Raw genomic sequence first — 15,308 nt, forward strand, 5'->3', positions numbered from 1 at the left:
ACGGAAATCGAATATATTCCGACAATTATCCGTTTCTTATTTCATTTTACTTTTAAATATATTAAAATAATCATGTATCATACCTTTAATACACTAAGTTAATTATTTTATATATTCACTAAAAAGGATGCATCAAAATCATTTTTATACATCTTTTTTAGTGAATATATACTACATTTCCTCCCTCTTAATCACGTTGGAATACTATGTTTATTTACCCCACATTCCCCTTCACTTTCTCAATAATATCTTCTATACGTTCCGCTATACATTCTTTCTCCCATTCTCCCTCACCGTGCATAGCTGTATAAACTGGACAATTCTCATCATTACTATCTACAAAAATCGGGTCTCCAAGATATGAATCTATGCCGATTACAATCCATCCTTCTTTCCAATCTCCTTCTTCATTCCCGGCTAAGCTTTGCCCTTCTTCATCAAAACTATAACCAAGTTGCCCTTCTTCTATTTCTTCACTATTAAACAATTCTATCGTCATAGGTTCAGATTCATACTCTAGCTCAATTTCATTATCCTCAGCACGATCTACATGTGCTAAAAGTTGTTTAATTTTATTATGGTTAATCATGACATCTTCTCCATTCTATCTTTTAAAAATCTAATTTTATTCATAATGAGCTGCCGCAAGTAACATTTGAGCAATGAACTTCCATGGAATATTTTCTGGAATCTTCTCCCCTTGATTTATATAAACGCCTTCATAATCACCTAACCAACCATTTAATGCCTCTAAATAAGTCTCTACCTCTACATTCTCCCATTCATCTTTGTTCACTTTAAAATCCTTTTGGAGGTATACAAGGAATTTTAATAAATCTTCTTTAGAATTTACGTGATTAAGGTATTCGTACACATTCATACTCCATCCCTCCCTCTATTGCGCGTTATCTAAACTAACTATAATATATGACTTAAGATTCTTAAAACTATTATTTGAGGTAACCGAATATGAAGAGTACAATTTGGGCAGAAGATGACTATTTAAAACTAGCACCCATTAACGACGAACTAATCAAAAAAGCAGAAGAGGTACTGAACGTAAAGCTTCCAGAATCATACATAAACCTTCTAAAAGAACAAAATGGGGGAACTCTTCGTCTTGATACTCACCCTACTTCGAAGCCAAATTCTTGGGCAGACGATCACGTTAATGTATCTGGTTTATATGGTATTTCTTTTGATGAAAATGAATCTAGTATTTTAGAGAGTCGCTATTTAATTCGAGAATGGGAAATGCCTGAAAATATCGTACTTTTATCTGGTGATGGACATACATGGATTGCATTAGACTATCGAAATGTAGCTGAAAATCCTCCAGTTATATTTATCGATAATGAGTTTGAGGAAATTATTGAATTAGCACCTAACTTTGAAAGTTTCTTACAAAACTTAACTACGTATGAATATGACGAAGAATAAGTCTCGCTCTAAAAAGGATCGAGATTTCATTACAAATTTACACGCCACTTTAAAACCACTCGGCTTTAAGAAAAAAAGACATACATTTTTCAAAGCTGAAAACGGATTTTATAAGCTCATTAACATACAAAAAAGCCAGTTTGGAGATGATTTTTATATAAATATAGGAGTTCACCCTATCGGTCTCCCGCAGCTTATTACGAACCAATTACAAATAAAAGAAAACATTTCAATATTCGATTGCATTCTACAAACGAGAATAGAGCCTATGCATATCAAACAGAACCAGTTATTGCATAATGTTTCACATGAAACTATCAACATTCCGAGTTACCTTTCTACTATTTTCGACTGGTTTCAAACGTGGGCGTCTTATGAAAATTTAGTGGAAGTAAATATACATTCCATTACTCCGATACTAGCTGTCGTTCCAATATTAGAAGAAAAAGCGTTTCTACTTCTTACCTGTTTTTCTTTCTACAAATTAAAACAGCACGAACAAGCTAATCGCTATTTACAGCAATATTTACATTGCACTGTGCATCTGAATACCGAGGAAAAAGAGCCCATATTCTTTCACGAAGTTGATATGTATATGAAAAAACTAGTAGAAAGCACAATGTAATTTCACATTGTGCTTTCTACTAGTGCTTTATATTCCTCTTGTAACTTTTTAAATTGTTCTTCATACTTTTGCATCTTCACAGTATCCGTTTTTGAATTAAGGACTGGCCTTCTTCTCCCAGTCACCATTATATTTTTCCCATCTATTGCATCGTTTATATATACGTAAGGTTTAAAAGACTCACATACCGTATATGGCAATGCTACAGAAAGCTTTGCATACTCTTCCACCTTAAATTGATTAGATAAGCTTAACTCCTTTAAATTTTTCAATTGCATTAACGGTTCTAATGAATCATCTTTAACCTTTAAATTCATCAAAGTAAGCTTTTGCAACTGCTGTAATTCAGCGAGTGGTTTTAAAGTTTGTACTTTCATCGCTGTATTTATCCCACCACCCATATAGTAGGTATTGAGTTGTGTGCACTTACTTAAAGCACTTAAATCTTCTAACTTAGAAAAATCATCAATTAGTAAGGATTTGAGTTTTTTATTATAATCAATATCCCATAACGTCTTCGCTTTTGTATTCCAGCACATATACAACTGTTGTAAATTAGACAATTTCTGAAGGCTACTTAAATCCTCGACCCTCATTTCGTAAACGTATAATATATCGGGACAAACATACGTAAGAATATGATCAAACTGCTTTTGATTTACTGTGAACACCCATAATTTTTTAACTTTCAAAGATGCTAGTCGTTCTATATTTTTTGTTTTCCCCTCAATCGCTACTTCTTCTAAATCACCAGCTATACTTGCTAAGTCTTTCATAATCTTCGGCTGATCACCAATCGGAAACATGTTATCTCCCCCTACAACTCCCAAGTAATATTCATTTCTTCAAATGAGTCCTTACTAACTTCCAATCCTTCGCTATCTTCCGTCCCAATCATTGCTACTTCTTCTTTAGACAACTTAATTTCCTCATTTGGACTTTGGATTTTTTTCTTATACACGAGTTGTAAAAGCTCTATTTGTTCCTCTGTCAGTTCATACTCTTCTTCCAGTCTTTCAATTGCTGATTCTGTATCAAGTAATGGAATTTCTAGTAAGAATCCGCCGTGCTCTTCCATCTCTTCAAATGAATCAATTGAATACGCACCGCTATCCTCAATCCAAAATGCAGTTGTAATAAAAGGAACTGTTTCGCCTTCTACTTCTTCTAATACGTATTGAAGTGCTTCTTCTTGCGCAATATCTATTACTTCCGAAGGTGCCCCTTCAAAATAATTTTTCGCATCAATCCACTCATCAATTCTCTCACTATTCACATCTTGAAGACATACAATCGTGTAATTCGGATGAAACGTAATTGTCCCTTGTCCGCCTTGAGTATCTTGCATACTATAGTTAAATCCGTCCCATGAACTTTCATGTGAGAAATCTGGACAATGTGCTACATTAATTGCATGGGCAATCGAATTTAAAATGCACCCTTTCCATAATTGTTCTTTATCTATATGTAATTTATATTTACTCATCCGCTTCCCCCATGCACATATTTTTTTCTATTATCTTTCCTCTACACAATACTTGTAAATACTTTTCTATCTACTACAAAATAAAAAAGACATCCTTTTTAAAAGGCATCTTTTTATAGTTGAAAATTTATTAATAAATAAAACGAATTATTTAATAAATGAATCCCAATTGGAACGAGTAAATTCTTCGTTTTCTTATATGTGTATGCTAAACATATACCCATACCAAAAATATATAAAATACTACCTACTGTAAGGGGATGGCCTAAAGTAAATATACAAGCACTTATAACGGCACTAGTAAGTATAGAAAAGCGCTGAGATAATTTCGTGAAAAATATCCCTCGAAATAAAAGTTCTTCCCAAACCGGTGCAAAAATCATGAGTACAACTACGTATAAAATGATTTCACTTTTAGTAGGCTTTATTACTATACTAGACTCATCCACACCAAGCCCATGTGGTAGAACTAAATTTAATATTGCAAGATATATAAGCATTACAATCGCTGTCATTACTATCGTTACATAGTGTTTAAAATTATTGAATTGTAATGATTTTATTAAATGTAAGCAGCAATTTCTTGCCGGTGCATACATTACGATAATCATACAAAACGTGAAAGGTGGAATAAGATGATCTACATACCATGGGTATAAGGAAGAATCATATAAAAGGTTCAAAAAACCAATTCCATGCATGACCCCAAAAATAATTAATAGAATGCTAATTACTTGGCGCATACTCATTTGTTCATTCTTTTCTTCATATGTAGCTAATTCTATATTCATCCTATCCCCTCCAGTATAATTAAACTTTTTAAACCATTATATACCAAATTTAACATAAAAAAGACAATACACCCCACTGTATTGTCCATTTTCGTCCCTACCATTTCTCTCTACACGTCTCAATTAAATGCAGTAAGTACCTCTTCGTCATATCTGCTCTTCTCCACCTTGAGAGCATTCGCTTTTCTTTTGGATTGTGCCGTATTCTCGCTACTTCTTTTAATAAGAGCTCCCATTCTTCCGCTGAACGTTCTGACAAGTATTGCAATCCTCTATCTTTTGAAACGATTGTTTTATGATTTAGTGTATATAAAATACGTCCCATCGTAACGACAGCTGATTCTACCCACTCTTCTATAAAAAATAAATATGGCTTCTTCGCCTTTTCACTCCAGTACTGTTCTACGTTGTATTTCATCGTATTTACTACATCATTCCATTGTATTTGCAGCGGAAGATCTTCTGCTTCTTTTCCGGTAACTGTAATGCCTTGATTTTTCAACGTCCACCATGTGACCGCATTAATGTCCCAATGACCAACATTAGCTTTACCATCTGCACAATACACGTACTCGTTCATTTCATCATTGTATTTCCCTAAGTCAGCAAGCGGAATATACATACCGTCCATTCTTTTACCTAGCGTATTATCACTAAGTTTCTTATGTAGTTCCACAAGCTGCTGTTTTTCAGCTTCATTCACGGAATCATTTATCACTGTAACAAAATCAACATCGCTCGTTTCCTTATAAAATGCACCTAGTGCGATGGATCCGTAAATATATACCCCGACTATTTTTTCATCCAAAAAAATTTCTTTTAATTCTACTGTGTACCGCTCCATTAACTGTTGTACTTCCGTCGGTAACGCATGCTTCACTCCATTTTTCATATCTATCCCTCCAATAAAAAAAGCCTTTGCAAATTCGCAAAGACTTCTTGTTTTATAAATATTTCTCGATTTCTTCGTAAACATCCTTCAAACGAGGATTTCCTTCTCCAACAATTTCTCCATTTACAAGAACGACCGGATAAAATAAATCTTCTTCCACTACGCGCTCAGCGAATGCTTTCTTATCTTCATCTTCTTGTTCTTCTTGGAAATCAATATACTCGAAATTAAATTTATTTTCTTGTCCTTCATATTTACGACCAATTGCCGCTTGTAACCATTCAAACGTTTCTGTTGAAGATGGCATTCCGACGCAGCTCGCACAAATTACTTTCGTCCCATACACTTGAACATTAACCATTTCTTCTCCCCCACTTCTTGTTCCAACAGTATATTCAGATGTCTTATTACATAAGCACATCATTTTACAAACTTATTCCATACCCCTATACTGAAAAAACACGATACAATATTTCGACAATAAAACAAGAAGAGAAAAAATAGATTTTCCCCTCTATCTTGATTATAATAAAACTGATGAAAGGAGTCGATAAAAATGGAAAACCCACATATGCAAGAACAAGTATTAGAAGTATTAGATAAATTACGTCCATTCTTACTTCGCGATGGCGGAGACGTTGAATTAGTAGACATTGAAGAAGGTATCGTAAAACTACGCCTTATGGGTGCATGCGGAAGCTGCCCAAGTTCTACAATCACACTAAAAGCTGGTATCGAGCGCGCGTTACTTGAAGAAGTACCAGGCGTTATTGAAGTAGAACAAGTATTTTAATCTAAAAGCGGAAGCGGCTCGTTCAGAACAGGAGGTCATTGGAGCTCCTGACGAAGAGGCGCTTTTTGCCTCACAGGAAGGCGCGAAATGGCCGACTGTTCTAGCCGCTTCCTAAAAAGAGACCCATTTGGGTCTCCTTTTTTTATTCAAATCACATTTATCCGTTAACATCATAAAACAAAATTGGAAATCCTTCTCAAAAAATGCGATAATTAATACTATATAGTGAATCGTTCACACATATACAGTAAGAAAACATAGGGGGATGACACATGCCAAGAATGGGGAACACTTTTTTAACAATTCAAGAACTAGAAAAGAAAAAAGAGTATTTATTAGGCCTTTCATCCGTTATACCAACATGGAATACAAGCTATCAATTTTTATTTAAAGAAATCCAGCAAGAATTATTGGGTAAAGTAAATGAAAAACTCGAAAGACATCAATTCGTTTTAAATATATGTACAGATCAACAGGTAGGGGCATAATGTATTACATAAAATTGTGGTATAAAAAAGAGGCCTCCAGCGGTCTCTTTTTTATACGTTTAAGATAGCCAATCTAATTTTCTAATCCCAAGCTTATCTACTGGTAAACGAAGTGAGCCATAAAAATGCTTCATAAATTGCTCTGAGCGGTTCACATCGTGTAAAATGGCTTCTAAGCGATCTCTATATATGCTTTTTTGTTCTTCGTTTCCAGTTTGATAATATCGTTCGACCGTTTCAAAATAGTGCAGCGGGAACAGGAGCCTTGCAAATAATAAGCGCCAGCCAAATGAGGATAGCGAATAATTGCGTTCATAATCTGTAACAAATTGAATTATTGTTTGCTCCCAGTCTTTCTTTTTTTCTATCATCATATAGCGAATTAATTCTGCCATATCTCGAGTTGGGTGATCATACACCCAATCAAAAGGAAGTTTGAGCCGCTTCGTTTGATGCCATAATAAAGGTGTGAATCGTTCTTGGCAAATTGTTGCTGCATCCGTTAGTTGCGGCGTATCATCCATTTCTGTATCGACAACATATTGAATTGCATTTTCTGCAACTCCTAAGTAATACGGGAAGGATTCAATAAACAATTGATCGAATACATCTGAAGGGTGGTTCATCACTTGTGATTGCCAAAACTTTTCTAATTGATCGAGCCTTTTTTCCCATAACGCTTTCCATTCACCAATGCGGCTTAATTGCTCAATTTCTTCTGGAAAGAATGCACCTCGTTTATGGAATATAGAAAGCTCACTTCCTAATGACATAGCATGTCGTTCTAACGTGCGCATACCTTTTAATAAGCAGTAATTTTGTTCTTCTATCTCACTTACATAGTAGCCGTGTATAGTCGGAACGAAAGTCGCTACAGTTATATCCCCTTGCTGGTTCATATAATCACTGAGCTTTTTCATCTCTACAAGTACTTCTTCCTCCATTTCTCCAATTGGAACAAGTACATAAATTTTGTTGCGAATCCAAAAGCTTTTATAGGGGCCAAGGGGGATTAATTCTTTAACATGCATGTGATAATGCTCATAAATATGCTGAATCATCGCAGTCGCCACCTATGGTTTTTCTTTATATATATGAGCTTGTGCTCGCCTTTCATTCCTATGCACATGATAAAGCAACGAAACGTATACAAATACTAAAAAGAAAAAAAGGTGATAAACATGAAAGAATCAAATCAACTACAAGAAAGAGCATTACAACTATTACAAGAACGCGGTGTAACAATTGACGATATTGCTGAACTTGTTCATTTTCTTCAAAAAAAATATCATCCAAATTTAGAGATGTCAGAATGCCGTTACAATGTAGAACGTGTACTATCAAAACGTGAAGTACAAAACGCACTGATTACTGGTATCGAGCTTGATGTCCTTGCTGAAAAGGGAATGCTAAGTGAGCCGTTACAAGATATCGTAAAACGTGATGAAGGCTTATACGGAATTGATGAAGTTATCGCACTTTCTATCGTGAATGTATACGGATCTATCGGTTTCACGAACTTTGGATATATCGATAAATTAAAACCTGGTATTTTAGAATACTTAAATGATAAATCAACTGGAAAAGTGCACACGTTCCTTGACGATATCGTTGGCGGAATTGCTGCCGCTGCCTCAAGCCGTTTAGCGCACCGAGCTGATCACTCGGAATAATAATGTTTTCTAGACCGTCAGTTTCATGCTGACGGTCTTTCGTATTCCATAAGCATAAATTCTCTTCCACGACTCAAAAAAATAGGCCCTTGCTTAAATCCGATATTTTTATATAGCGTAATCGCTCTTGTATTAAATGTTGCTACACTTAATCGAAACATTTTCGAATTAAATTCCTTAGCAGCAAACGCTATTCCAGCTTGAAAAAACATTTCTCCCATGCCCTTCCCTGTTAAATCTGGCTTCATGCCAAGTCCGATATCAATCATATCTTCTCCACCATATAAATGAGCATCTCTTCCACCTGGTACTTGTGCATTTTCTCCAAAACAAAAATAGCCGATGAACTCTCCATTATCGTTACAACAGCCATAATACGTTCCATCTAATAGCTCTTCTATTACTTCTTTCTCGCCTGAAAAACTATATAAACTATATGGTTCCTCGTACGTCCACGTATTTATCTCATTTGCTTCTTCCTCTGTTAACTTATGTATATCCACTTTCTCTTTCCCCCTATTATATTCCTATTAACAATATTCGATATTCATCTTATAATTCATCTTTCTCAATATACTTTTTTAATTTCTCGCTTCATTTTATGGAAGATTTTCCTTATTATGTTACGATTAAACAGAATCATTACAAATAAGGTGGTGACAATGTGAATTACTTTTCTTATCTCTCCTCAGAAGAACGGCAAAATTTTTTCTATAAAGAACCTCTTAGTTTTTCAAAAAATATAGGGAAAGAACAACTAGCTTACGCACTAGGGGCTACACTATATACTCCTGGCACGAAAGAAACGATTGCAGAAGATATAATTAGAAAGAAACATGTGGATGCTACCTCAATTATTCTTTGTCTAGAGGACGCTATCAGCGATGAGGAAGTACAACTTGCAGAGCAAAACATCGTCGTTCAAATACAGCAAATCGCCAACTTAGTCAGTGTCAACATACTAAATCAAGCAGACATCCCACTTCTTTTTATTAGAGTTCGACAGCCCAGTCAAATGAAGACAATTGTTACTGAATTAGGTAGTGCTGTTCATTGTTTATGTGGTTTTGTCTTTCCAAAATTCACACCTATTAACGGAAAGACTTATATCAATCAGCTTGCATATATAAACGAGTTATACTCATTATCGCTATATGGCATGCCGATTTTAGAATCACCAGAAATTATGTATAAGGAAACACGGGCAGAATCATTATTACAAATAAAAGATTTACTAGATTCTTATCACGATTACATCTTAAATGTACGTATTGGTGCTACTGATTTTTCAAGTATATTTAGTATTCGGCGCAATAAATACACACCTATCTATCATATTACTGTTGTCCGTGATTGTATTTCAGACATTATTAACGTTTTCTCAAGGGCAACAAATGAATATATTATTTCAGGATGTGTATGGGAATATTTTTCTAATGATCATGAAGAAGGGCTTATTCAAGAGGTATCACTTGACCATGCAAATGGCTTAATCGGAAAGACAGTTATTCACCCATCTCATATTAAAGTTGTACAGGCAATGCACATTGTCACAATGGAAGATTATTTAGATGCGAGATCAATTTTACAAAATGCAGATACGTATAATGGAGTGCTAAAAAGCAGTTTTTCTAACAAAATGAATGAAGTAAAACCTCATTATGGTTGGGCTCGCAAAACCATTTTAAAATCTAATATTTACGGGGTGCTACATGAAAACAAACAATTCACCGATCTCCTTATTACAAACGCAAAGCAACACGTATAACGTTTTAAATAATATACAAGTTCATGTAGAAGTACGTGATAATCCATATAATTTAGCGCTAGACAGTCTTTTTCAAATGGCTGCGAGAATAAATAAGAAACGTAGTTTTTTATTTGTGAGTACAATCCTTGGAAAGCATCTTCCTATTAAACCTGCAGTCTCCCTATCAAGTGGAGTTGCTCTCGCTGCAAGATATATGGAAATACTACATAATATTTCTCATCCATTTCAAAAAGAAATTTTAAATCTCATTTCATTAGAAATTGATGAAATCCCAGAGGAAGTATTTCGTTATCAATATCCTCTGCAAGAAGAAGTTTTATTCATCGGATTCGCTGAGACAGCGACAGCACTTGGTCATTCTATGTTTCAATGCTTTCAAAATGCAAAGTATGTACATACAACTAGGGAATCGATACCCCACCTAGAATCTGTCATTACATTTGAGGAAGAACATTCTCATGCAACATCGCACCGTTGTTATGTGGATGAAAGCTTTTTTCAAAACAGCAATCCTATTGTTCTCGTAGATGATGAGATGACAACAGGAAAAACAGCATTAAATATTATTAGATCGATTCAAAATAAATTCCCACGGGAAGAATATATTATTGCTTCTTTATTAGACTGGCGTTCTCATACTAATAGAAGACAATTTAAACAATTAGAAGAAGAACTTCAAATTAAGATTCATGTTATTTCTTTATTAGAAGGCAGTATTCATACAACTGGCCAACCATTGAATATTGCAAAAACAGATATTCAAATTGAAGAAAGTAAACTTAATTTCAAAAAGCATATTCTTACCTGCCCAAAATTACCCTATACATCAAATTATATAAAATATACTGGGCGATTTGGCATTTCAGCATATGAACAAAAACACATTCATTCTTTCGCTCAAGAAGCAGGAAAAACTTTAAAAGAGAAAGAATTGGAAAACGAACACTTTGTCTCGGGACAGGTGAATTTATGTATATCCCAATGAAAATTGCTGCTGAAATGGGTGAAAATATTTTATATCAATCTACAACAAGAAGCCCTATCCATCCTGTTTCAAATGATGTGAACTACGCCATTCATAATCATTTCTCATATCCAAGTCCTGAAGATTCTACTATTACAAATTACTTTTATAATATTTCACCTCATGATTACGATGAAGTATTTGTTTTTATTGAGCGTGATTTAGGGGAAGAAGCCCTGTCTCCTCTTCTACAGCAGTTACAAACAGTCATTCCTTTTATTCATATCGTCTTATTTTCAAATAGCATAGAAAAGGAAGGTTGATAATTATGGTAAAAGTAAATTCTCATATTAGTAGTTACAATCCAAATGATGCTATTTTTCTATTAAAAGATATTAGTGATTTAATGAAAGAAAGTTCCACGGAAACTAGAGAACAAGCAATTCAAGCTGGCACACATTATTCCGAAATGTTACCAATGGAATATAAACCATCTAAAGCGTATATGGATTTATTCTTTTCTTCCCTGCAACAATACAAACACAAACTAGCCATCGCTGTTGGAGTTGTCGCCGAACAGATTATACAAACTAAAGGAACTAACCTTGTCCTCGTTTCATTAGCTCGTGCTGGTACACCTATTGGCATTCTTATCAAACGCTACATACGCTATCAATACAACCTTGATGTACCTCACTATTGTATTTCTATTGTTCGCGGACGCGGTATTGATGAAAATGCACTCCATTATATTTTGGAACATCACCCTAAAGAAACAATTCAATTCATTGATGGGTGGACTGGAAAAGGTGCAATAAAAAAAGAATTAAAATATGCAGTACACACATTTAACGAACGAAATAATACACACATTTCTCATTGTATGGCTGTGCTTGCTGATCCCGGTTACTGTACTTCAATTTACGGTACACGTGAAGATTTTCTTATTCCTAGCGCTTGCTTAAATGCAACAGTCTCTGGACTAATTAGCCGCACTGTACTAAATGACACCTATATCGGTCCAAATGATTTTCATGGTGTTAAATATTATAAAGAGCTAGAACAAGAAGACTTATCAAATTTCTTCGTTGATGAGGTAACAGAGTTATTCCCTTCTGTTCATTCTCATATAGATAATCAATTACGTTATATTACTTCAACTTACACTGATCCCTCTTGGCAAGGATTAAAAGATATACAGTCTATCCAAAATCACTTTGAAATTGACGATATTAACTTAATTAAACCAGGAGTCGGTGAAACAACTCGCGTATTACTCCGGAGAATACCGTGGAAAATTTTAATACGTAAGCAAAACAATCCCGATTTAAAGCATATTTTACTTCTCGCTAAAGAAAAGAATGTCCCAATTGAAATCTATGAGAATATGGCTTATTCATGTTGCGGACTCATTAAGCCTCTTCAGAGGGAAACGTTATGATTTTCGCCAGTGATCTTGATCAAACGCTTATTTATTCCCGGAAATCATTTCGTGCCCCTATAGAAGATGAATCAATTCAACTCATTGAAACTTTAGATGGGAAAGAAATTTCTTTCATATCACATAAAACCATTTCACTACTAAAAAAATTACAACTGCACTCACATTTCATCCCAGTTACAACAAGAACTATTGAGCAGTTTCAGCGGATTGCTTTATTCCAAAACGAAATCATTCCCGAATACGCCATTACAAGTAACGGCGGTAATATCCTTCATAACGGTAAACAAGATGGTACTTGGAACAGGACAGTAAAAGAAAGACTATCGGTTGAATGTATAGAGAGAAACGACATACTAAAGGAATTTGGGCAAATAGCTCATAAAGATTGGGTTATATCACAAAAAACAGCTGATGATCTATTCCATTATTGCATCATTAAACGGGAGAACATTCCTTATGATGAATTATCATCCTTCACTTCCTGGTTAGACAAACAAGGCTGGAATCATTCACTTCAAGGTAGGAAGCTATACTTTGTACCAAAACCAATTAACAAATGGGATGCCGTGCAATATATAAAAGAAATTTTGCAAATAGATACGATTATTACAGCTGGGGATTCTTTACTTGATTTATGCATGCTTGAAAAGACGAATCATGCCTTCGCACCACTTCATGGTGAATTAGGAGCAATGCATGATAACTTACAACCTCATATTTTAAAAACAGACGCAATCGGCATATATGCCGCAGAAGAAATCGTAAATAAATCACTTCAAATTATTCACAGTTCATTACCTACCTCATGATCATAATATGCACAATTGCATACGCACCGCAATTAAACAAATGGTACAATTTATTTGAATCGCTGTTGCTACACTTCTTGATTAAAGAAAAGGCGTTAACACGGAAATTAGCGTCTTATCAACCTCAAGCAATTGGCACATTTTGTCATCTTAAAAGACACTCCAACGAGTGTCTTTTTTCTATATCCAACAAGGACTTACTCATTTCAAAGTATAAATACATAAAATAATGTAAATCATTACACGCATGAATCACTTTCTAAAAGTTATAAAGTAGATTCAAAATAAAAAAGCACTCTTAACTAGAGTGCTTTTTACTTTCAAACAAGGAGGCTACATATATGGATAGCACTCTCGTATTTAATTTCGGCATCGGTCTTGTCATTATTTTATTTGTCTTCTTTGTACTTTGTATGAGCGGGGTATAAAAAGGCGATTTTCGGGCGTCTTTTTATACATATGTATTACTTGACTTCTATAAAAGCAGTAACCATAATAGTTACAGATATACAAATAACTATTCACATATCCACAAATAGGAGGAAGAAAAATGAAACATGTAATCGTTTATGCACACCCAAATACAGAAAGCTTCAACCATGCGATTTTAGAAACGGTAAAAAGTGAGTTAGAAGGAAACGGTCATGAAGTACGCGTTCGCGATCTATACGAATTAAACTTCAATCCAGTATTAGGCGCTTCCGATTTCATCTCGTTTTCTCAAGGAAACACACCAGAAGATATTAAAGAAGAGCAAGAGCATATCTCTTGGGCTGATAGCATTACATTCATTTATCCAGTTTGGTGGGCGGGACTTCCAGCTATTTTAAAAGGATACGTTGACCGTGTATTTAGCCACGGCTTCGCTTATGCTTACGGTGAAAACGGTATTGAAAAGTTATTAAGCGGTAAAAAGGGCTTATTATTATCTACAATGGGAAATTCGAAAGAAGCATACACAGCAGGCGGTATGTTTGACGCAATGAAGAAAACAGTGGATGTTGGTATTTTTGAATTTACAGGCATTGAAACAATTGAGCATACATTCTATACGAGTGTTCCGTCTGTGGATGACAGTGTGCGTAAACAATATCTTGAAGAAGTTAAAGATGTTGTGAATCGTGCATTCTAATAAAATTATATCAGCGATTTTTTTAATATATCAGCGCAACTCAGATTATATCGGCGATTTTTCAAATATATCGACTTACCTACAAAAATCGACACTAGTCACAACTGAATGTTAGCCCACACCAATCGGGCTCCCCGCAAATATCAGAAAAAAAGCTGTTCCAAAGTTTGGAACAGCTTTCTTCATTACATCTTCTCAATCCACTCCGTCAAGTTATGCACAACTTGCGTCGGTTGTACTTCATATTCTGTTAACTTCTCCACAGTTGTGACTCCAGTGTGGACAAGAAGAGTATGCATGCCAGCATTTACTCCCGCTAAAATGTCTGTATCATAGTTATCCCCAACCATTAATGCTTCATCTTTTCCTATACCAAGAACTTTTAACGCTTGTTCCATGATGATTGATTCTGGTTTTCCGATAAAGATTGGATCCACACCTGTTGATACTGCTACAACTGATGTTAATGAACCGTTACCTGGTAATAATCCGCGCTCAGTCGGAATGGCGATATCTCCATTTGTAGAAATAAACGTTGCGCCGTTACGCACAGCAAGACATGCTTTTGCTAATTTTTCATATGTGATGTCACGATCTAAACCGACAACAACGAAATCAGGATTTTCATCCACAAGTTCAAATCCTTTTTCCACAAGTGCATCGTGTAAGCCTTCTTCACCAATCATATATACAGTTGCATCTTGTTTACGTTCATAAATGAAGTTCGCAGTCGCCATACTCGTTGTGAATACTTGCTCCGCTTTCGCTGGAATATCGAAACGAACAAGCTTTTCTGCCACTTGTTCTGGTTTGCGAGTTGAGTTATTCGTAACGAATAAATATGGAATGCCGCGCTCTCCTAATGCTTTGACGAAGTCGCTTGCTTCTTCAATTTGTTCTTCCCCGCGATACATCGTACCGTCTAAGTCAATTAAGTAACCTTTATACATCGATTATGTCTCTCCTTCTATGCTAACGTTCTCACCTTATCATACCACTC

19 protein-coding genes and 1 pseudogene are annotated in these 15,308 nt (G+C 35.1%); 10 read left to right on the forward strand and 10 right to left on the reverse strand.

The window, feature by feature from the left end; all coding sequences use genetic code 11:
* Positions 1 to 214 precede the first annotated feature (214 nt).
* Both JFU02_RS16170 and JFU02_RS16175 read right to left on the reverse strand, forming a co-directional pair.
* Positions 215 to 589 carry a hypothetical protein gene (locus JFU02_RS16170; protein ID WP_000607082.1) on the reverse strand — a complete coding sequence of 125 codons (375 nt, stop codon included), beginning with the start codon at positions 587 to 589 and terminating at the stop codon, positions 215 to 217.
* A 36-nt stretch (positions 590 to 625) separates the two neighbouring features.
* The gene (locus JFU02_RS16175; RefSeq protein WP_001103708.1) at positions 626 to 880 is read right to left on the reverse strand and encodes a DUF7660 family protein; all 255 of its coding nucleotides are present in this window, start codon (positions 878 to 880) and stop codon (positions 626 to 628) included.
* Between the two features lie 89 nt (positions 881 to 969).
* Between JFU02_RS16175 and JFU02_RS16180 the strand changes: the two genes are divergently transcribed.
* Both JFU02_RS16180 and JFU02_RS16185 read left to right on the forward strand, forming a co-directional pair.
* Positions 970 to 1,440, forward strand: coding sequence for an SMI1/KNR4 family protein (locus tag JFU02_RS16180; RefSeq protein ID WP_000843112.1), 471 nt, complete (start codon positions 970 to 972; stop codon positions 1,438 to 1,440).
* Positions 1,427 to 2,065, forward strand: coding sequence for a DUF4304 domain-containing protein (locus tag JFU02_RS16185; RefSeq protein WP_140337785.1), 639 nt, complete (start codon positions 1,427 to 1,429; stop codon positions 2,063 to 2,065). The genes JFU02_RS16180 and JFU02_RS16185 overlap by 14 nt, the downstream gene beginning before the upstream one ends.
* 2 nt (positions 2,066 to 2,067) lie before the next feature.
* Here the strand turns inward: JFU02_RS16185 and JFU02_RS16190 are convergent, their stop codons facing one another.
* From JFU02_RS16190 to JFU02_RS16210, 5 genes are all read right to left on the reverse strand, one after another.
* Positions 2,068 to 2,871: a leucine-rich repeat domain-containing protein gene (locus JFU02_RS16190; RefSeq protein ID WP_000483945.1), complete on the reverse strand. Its 804-nt coding sequence runs from the start codon at positions 2,869 to 2,871 to the stop codon at positions 2,068 to 2,070.
* Between the two features lie 11 nt (positions 2,872 to 2,882).
* A complete protein-coding gene (locus JFU02_RS16195; protein WP_000049686.1) occupies positions 2,883 to 3,551 on the reverse strand; it encodes a hypothetical protein in 669 nt (222 codons plus the stop codon).
* A 113-nt stretch (positions 3,552 to 3,664) separates the two neighbouring features.
* A complete protein-coding gene (locus JFU02_RS16200) occupies positions 3,665 to 4,342 on the reverse strand; it encodes a CPBP family intramembrane glutamic endopeptidase (protein WP_098316663.1) in 678 nt (225 codons plus the stop codon).
* Between the two features lie 97 nt (positions 4,343 to 4,439).
* Positions 4,440 to 5,234: a nucleotidyltransferase domain-containing protein gene (locus JFU02_RS16205; protein WP_061666030.1), complete on the reverse strand. Its 795-nt coding sequence runs from the start codon at positions 5,232 to 5,234 to the stop codon at positions 4,440 to 4,442.
* A gap of 52 nt (positions 5,235 to 5,286) precedes the next feature.
* Entirely contained in the window at positions 5,287 to 5,595 is a 309-nt protein-coding gene (locus JFU02_RS16210; RefSeq protein ID WP_000248590.1) for a YuzD family protein, read from the reverse strand.
* A 195-nt stretch (positions 5,596 to 5,790) separates the two neighbouring features.
* On the opposite strand from JFU02_RS16210, the gene JFU02_RS16215 reads away from it, so the two are divergent.
* Both JFU02_RS16215 and JFU02_RS16220 read left to right on the forward strand, forming a co-directional pair.
* Entirely contained in the window at positions 5,791 to 6,027 is a 237-nt protein-coding gene (locus tag JFU02_RS16215; protein ID WP_000431159.1) for a NifU family protein, read from the forward strand.
* Between the two features lie 272 nt (positions 6,028 to 6,299).
* Positions 6,300 to 6,515 carry a hypothetical protein gene (locus tag JFU02_RS16220; RefSeq protein ID WP_001137789.1) on the forward strand — a complete coding sequence of 72 codons (216 nt, stop codon included), beginning with the start codon at positions 6,300 to 6,302 and terminating at the stop codon, positions 6,513 to 6,515.
* Between the two features lie 59 nt (positions 6,516 to 6,574).
* Here JFU02_RS16220 and yutH read toward each other — a convergent pair whose 3' ends face one another.
* Positions 6,575 to 7,576 (reverse strand): spore coat putative kinase YutH, encoded by a 1,002-nt coding sequence (gene yutH / locus JFU02_RS16225; RefSeq protein WP_000614219.1) that lies wholly within the window; start codon positions 7,574 to 7,576, stop codon positions 6,575 to 6,577.
* A 120-nt stretch (positions 7,577 to 7,696) separates the two neighbouring features.
* Between yutH and JFU02_RS16230 the strand changes: the two genes are divergently transcribed.
* Entirely contained in the window at positions 7,697 to 8,188 is a 492-nt protein-coding gene (locus tag JFU02_RS16230) for a phosphatidylglycerophosphatase A family protein (RefSeq protein WP_000665102.1), read from the forward strand.
* 23 nt (positions 8,189 to 8,211) lie between these two features.
* On the opposite strand, the gene JFU02_RS16235 is transcribed toward JFU02_RS16230, so the two are convergent.
* A complete protein-coding gene (locus JFU02_RS16235) occupies positions 8,212 to 8,691 on the reverse strand; it encodes a GNAT family N-acetyltransferase (protein ID WP_061666015.1) in 480 nt (159 codons plus the stop codon).
* A 161-nt stretch (positions 8,692 to 8,852) separates the two neighbouring features.
* Here JFU02_RS16235 and JFU02_RS16240 point away from each other — a divergent pair, with 161 nt between their 5' ends.
* The 5 genes and pseudogenes from JFU02_RS16240 (at position 8,853) to JFU02_RS16260 (ending at position 14,308) form a co-directional block, all read left to right on the forward strand.
* Positions 8,853 to 9,956: an HpcH/HpaI aldolase/citrate lyase family protein gene (locus JFU02_RS16240; RefSeq protein WP_061666016.1), complete on the forward strand. Its 1,104-nt coding sequence runs from the start codon at positions 8,853 to 8,855 to the stop codon at positions 9,954 to 9,956.
* Positions 9,901 to 11,246: pseudogene (locus JFU02_RS16245) on the forward strand (phosphoribosyltransferase family protein). Before JFU02_RS16240 ends, JFU02_RS16245 begins: the two are co-directional and overlap by 56 nt.
* Positions 11,247 to 11,251: 5 nt before the next feature.
* Positions 11,252 to 12,364 carry a cysteine protease StiP family protein gene (locus JFU02_RS16250; RefSeq protein ID WP_098568136.1) on the forward strand — a complete coding sequence of 371 codons (1,113 nt, stop codon included), beginning with the start codon at positions 11,252 to 11,254 and terminating at the stop codon, positions 12,362 to 12,364.
* A complete protein-coding gene (locus JFU02_RS16255) occupies positions 12,361 to 13,176 on the forward strand; it encodes an HAD family hydrolase (protein ID WP_141535821.1) in 816 nt (271 codons plus the stop codon). Before JFU02_RS16250 ends, JFU02_RS16255 begins: the two co-directional genes overlap by 4 nt.
* Before the next feature lie 550 nt (positions 13,177 to 13,726).
* The gene (locus JFU02_RS16260) at positions 13,727 to 14,308 is read left to right on the forward strand and encodes an NAD(P)H-dependent oxidoreductase (protein ID WP_000683450.1); all 582 of its coding nucleotides are present in this window, start codon (positions 13,727 to 13,729) and stop codon (positions 14,306 to 14,308) included.
* Positions 14,309 to 14,493: 185 nt separating this feature from the next.
* On the opposite strand, the gene JFU02_RS16265 is transcribed toward JFU02_RS16260, so the two are convergent.
* On the reverse strand, positions 14,494 to 15,258 hold the full coding sequence (locus JFU02_RS16265) for a TIGR01457 family HAD-type hydrolase (protein WP_000276470.1): 765 nt from the start codon (positions 15,256 to 15,258) through the stop codon (positions 14,494 to 14,496).
* Positions 15,259 to 15,308: the final 50 nt, after the last annotated feature.

The organism is Bacillus sp. TH13, from assembly GCF_016651175.1.
Lineage (GTDB): Bacteria > Bacillota > Bacilli > Bacillales > Bacillaceae_G > Bacillus_A > Bacillus_A thuringiensis_S.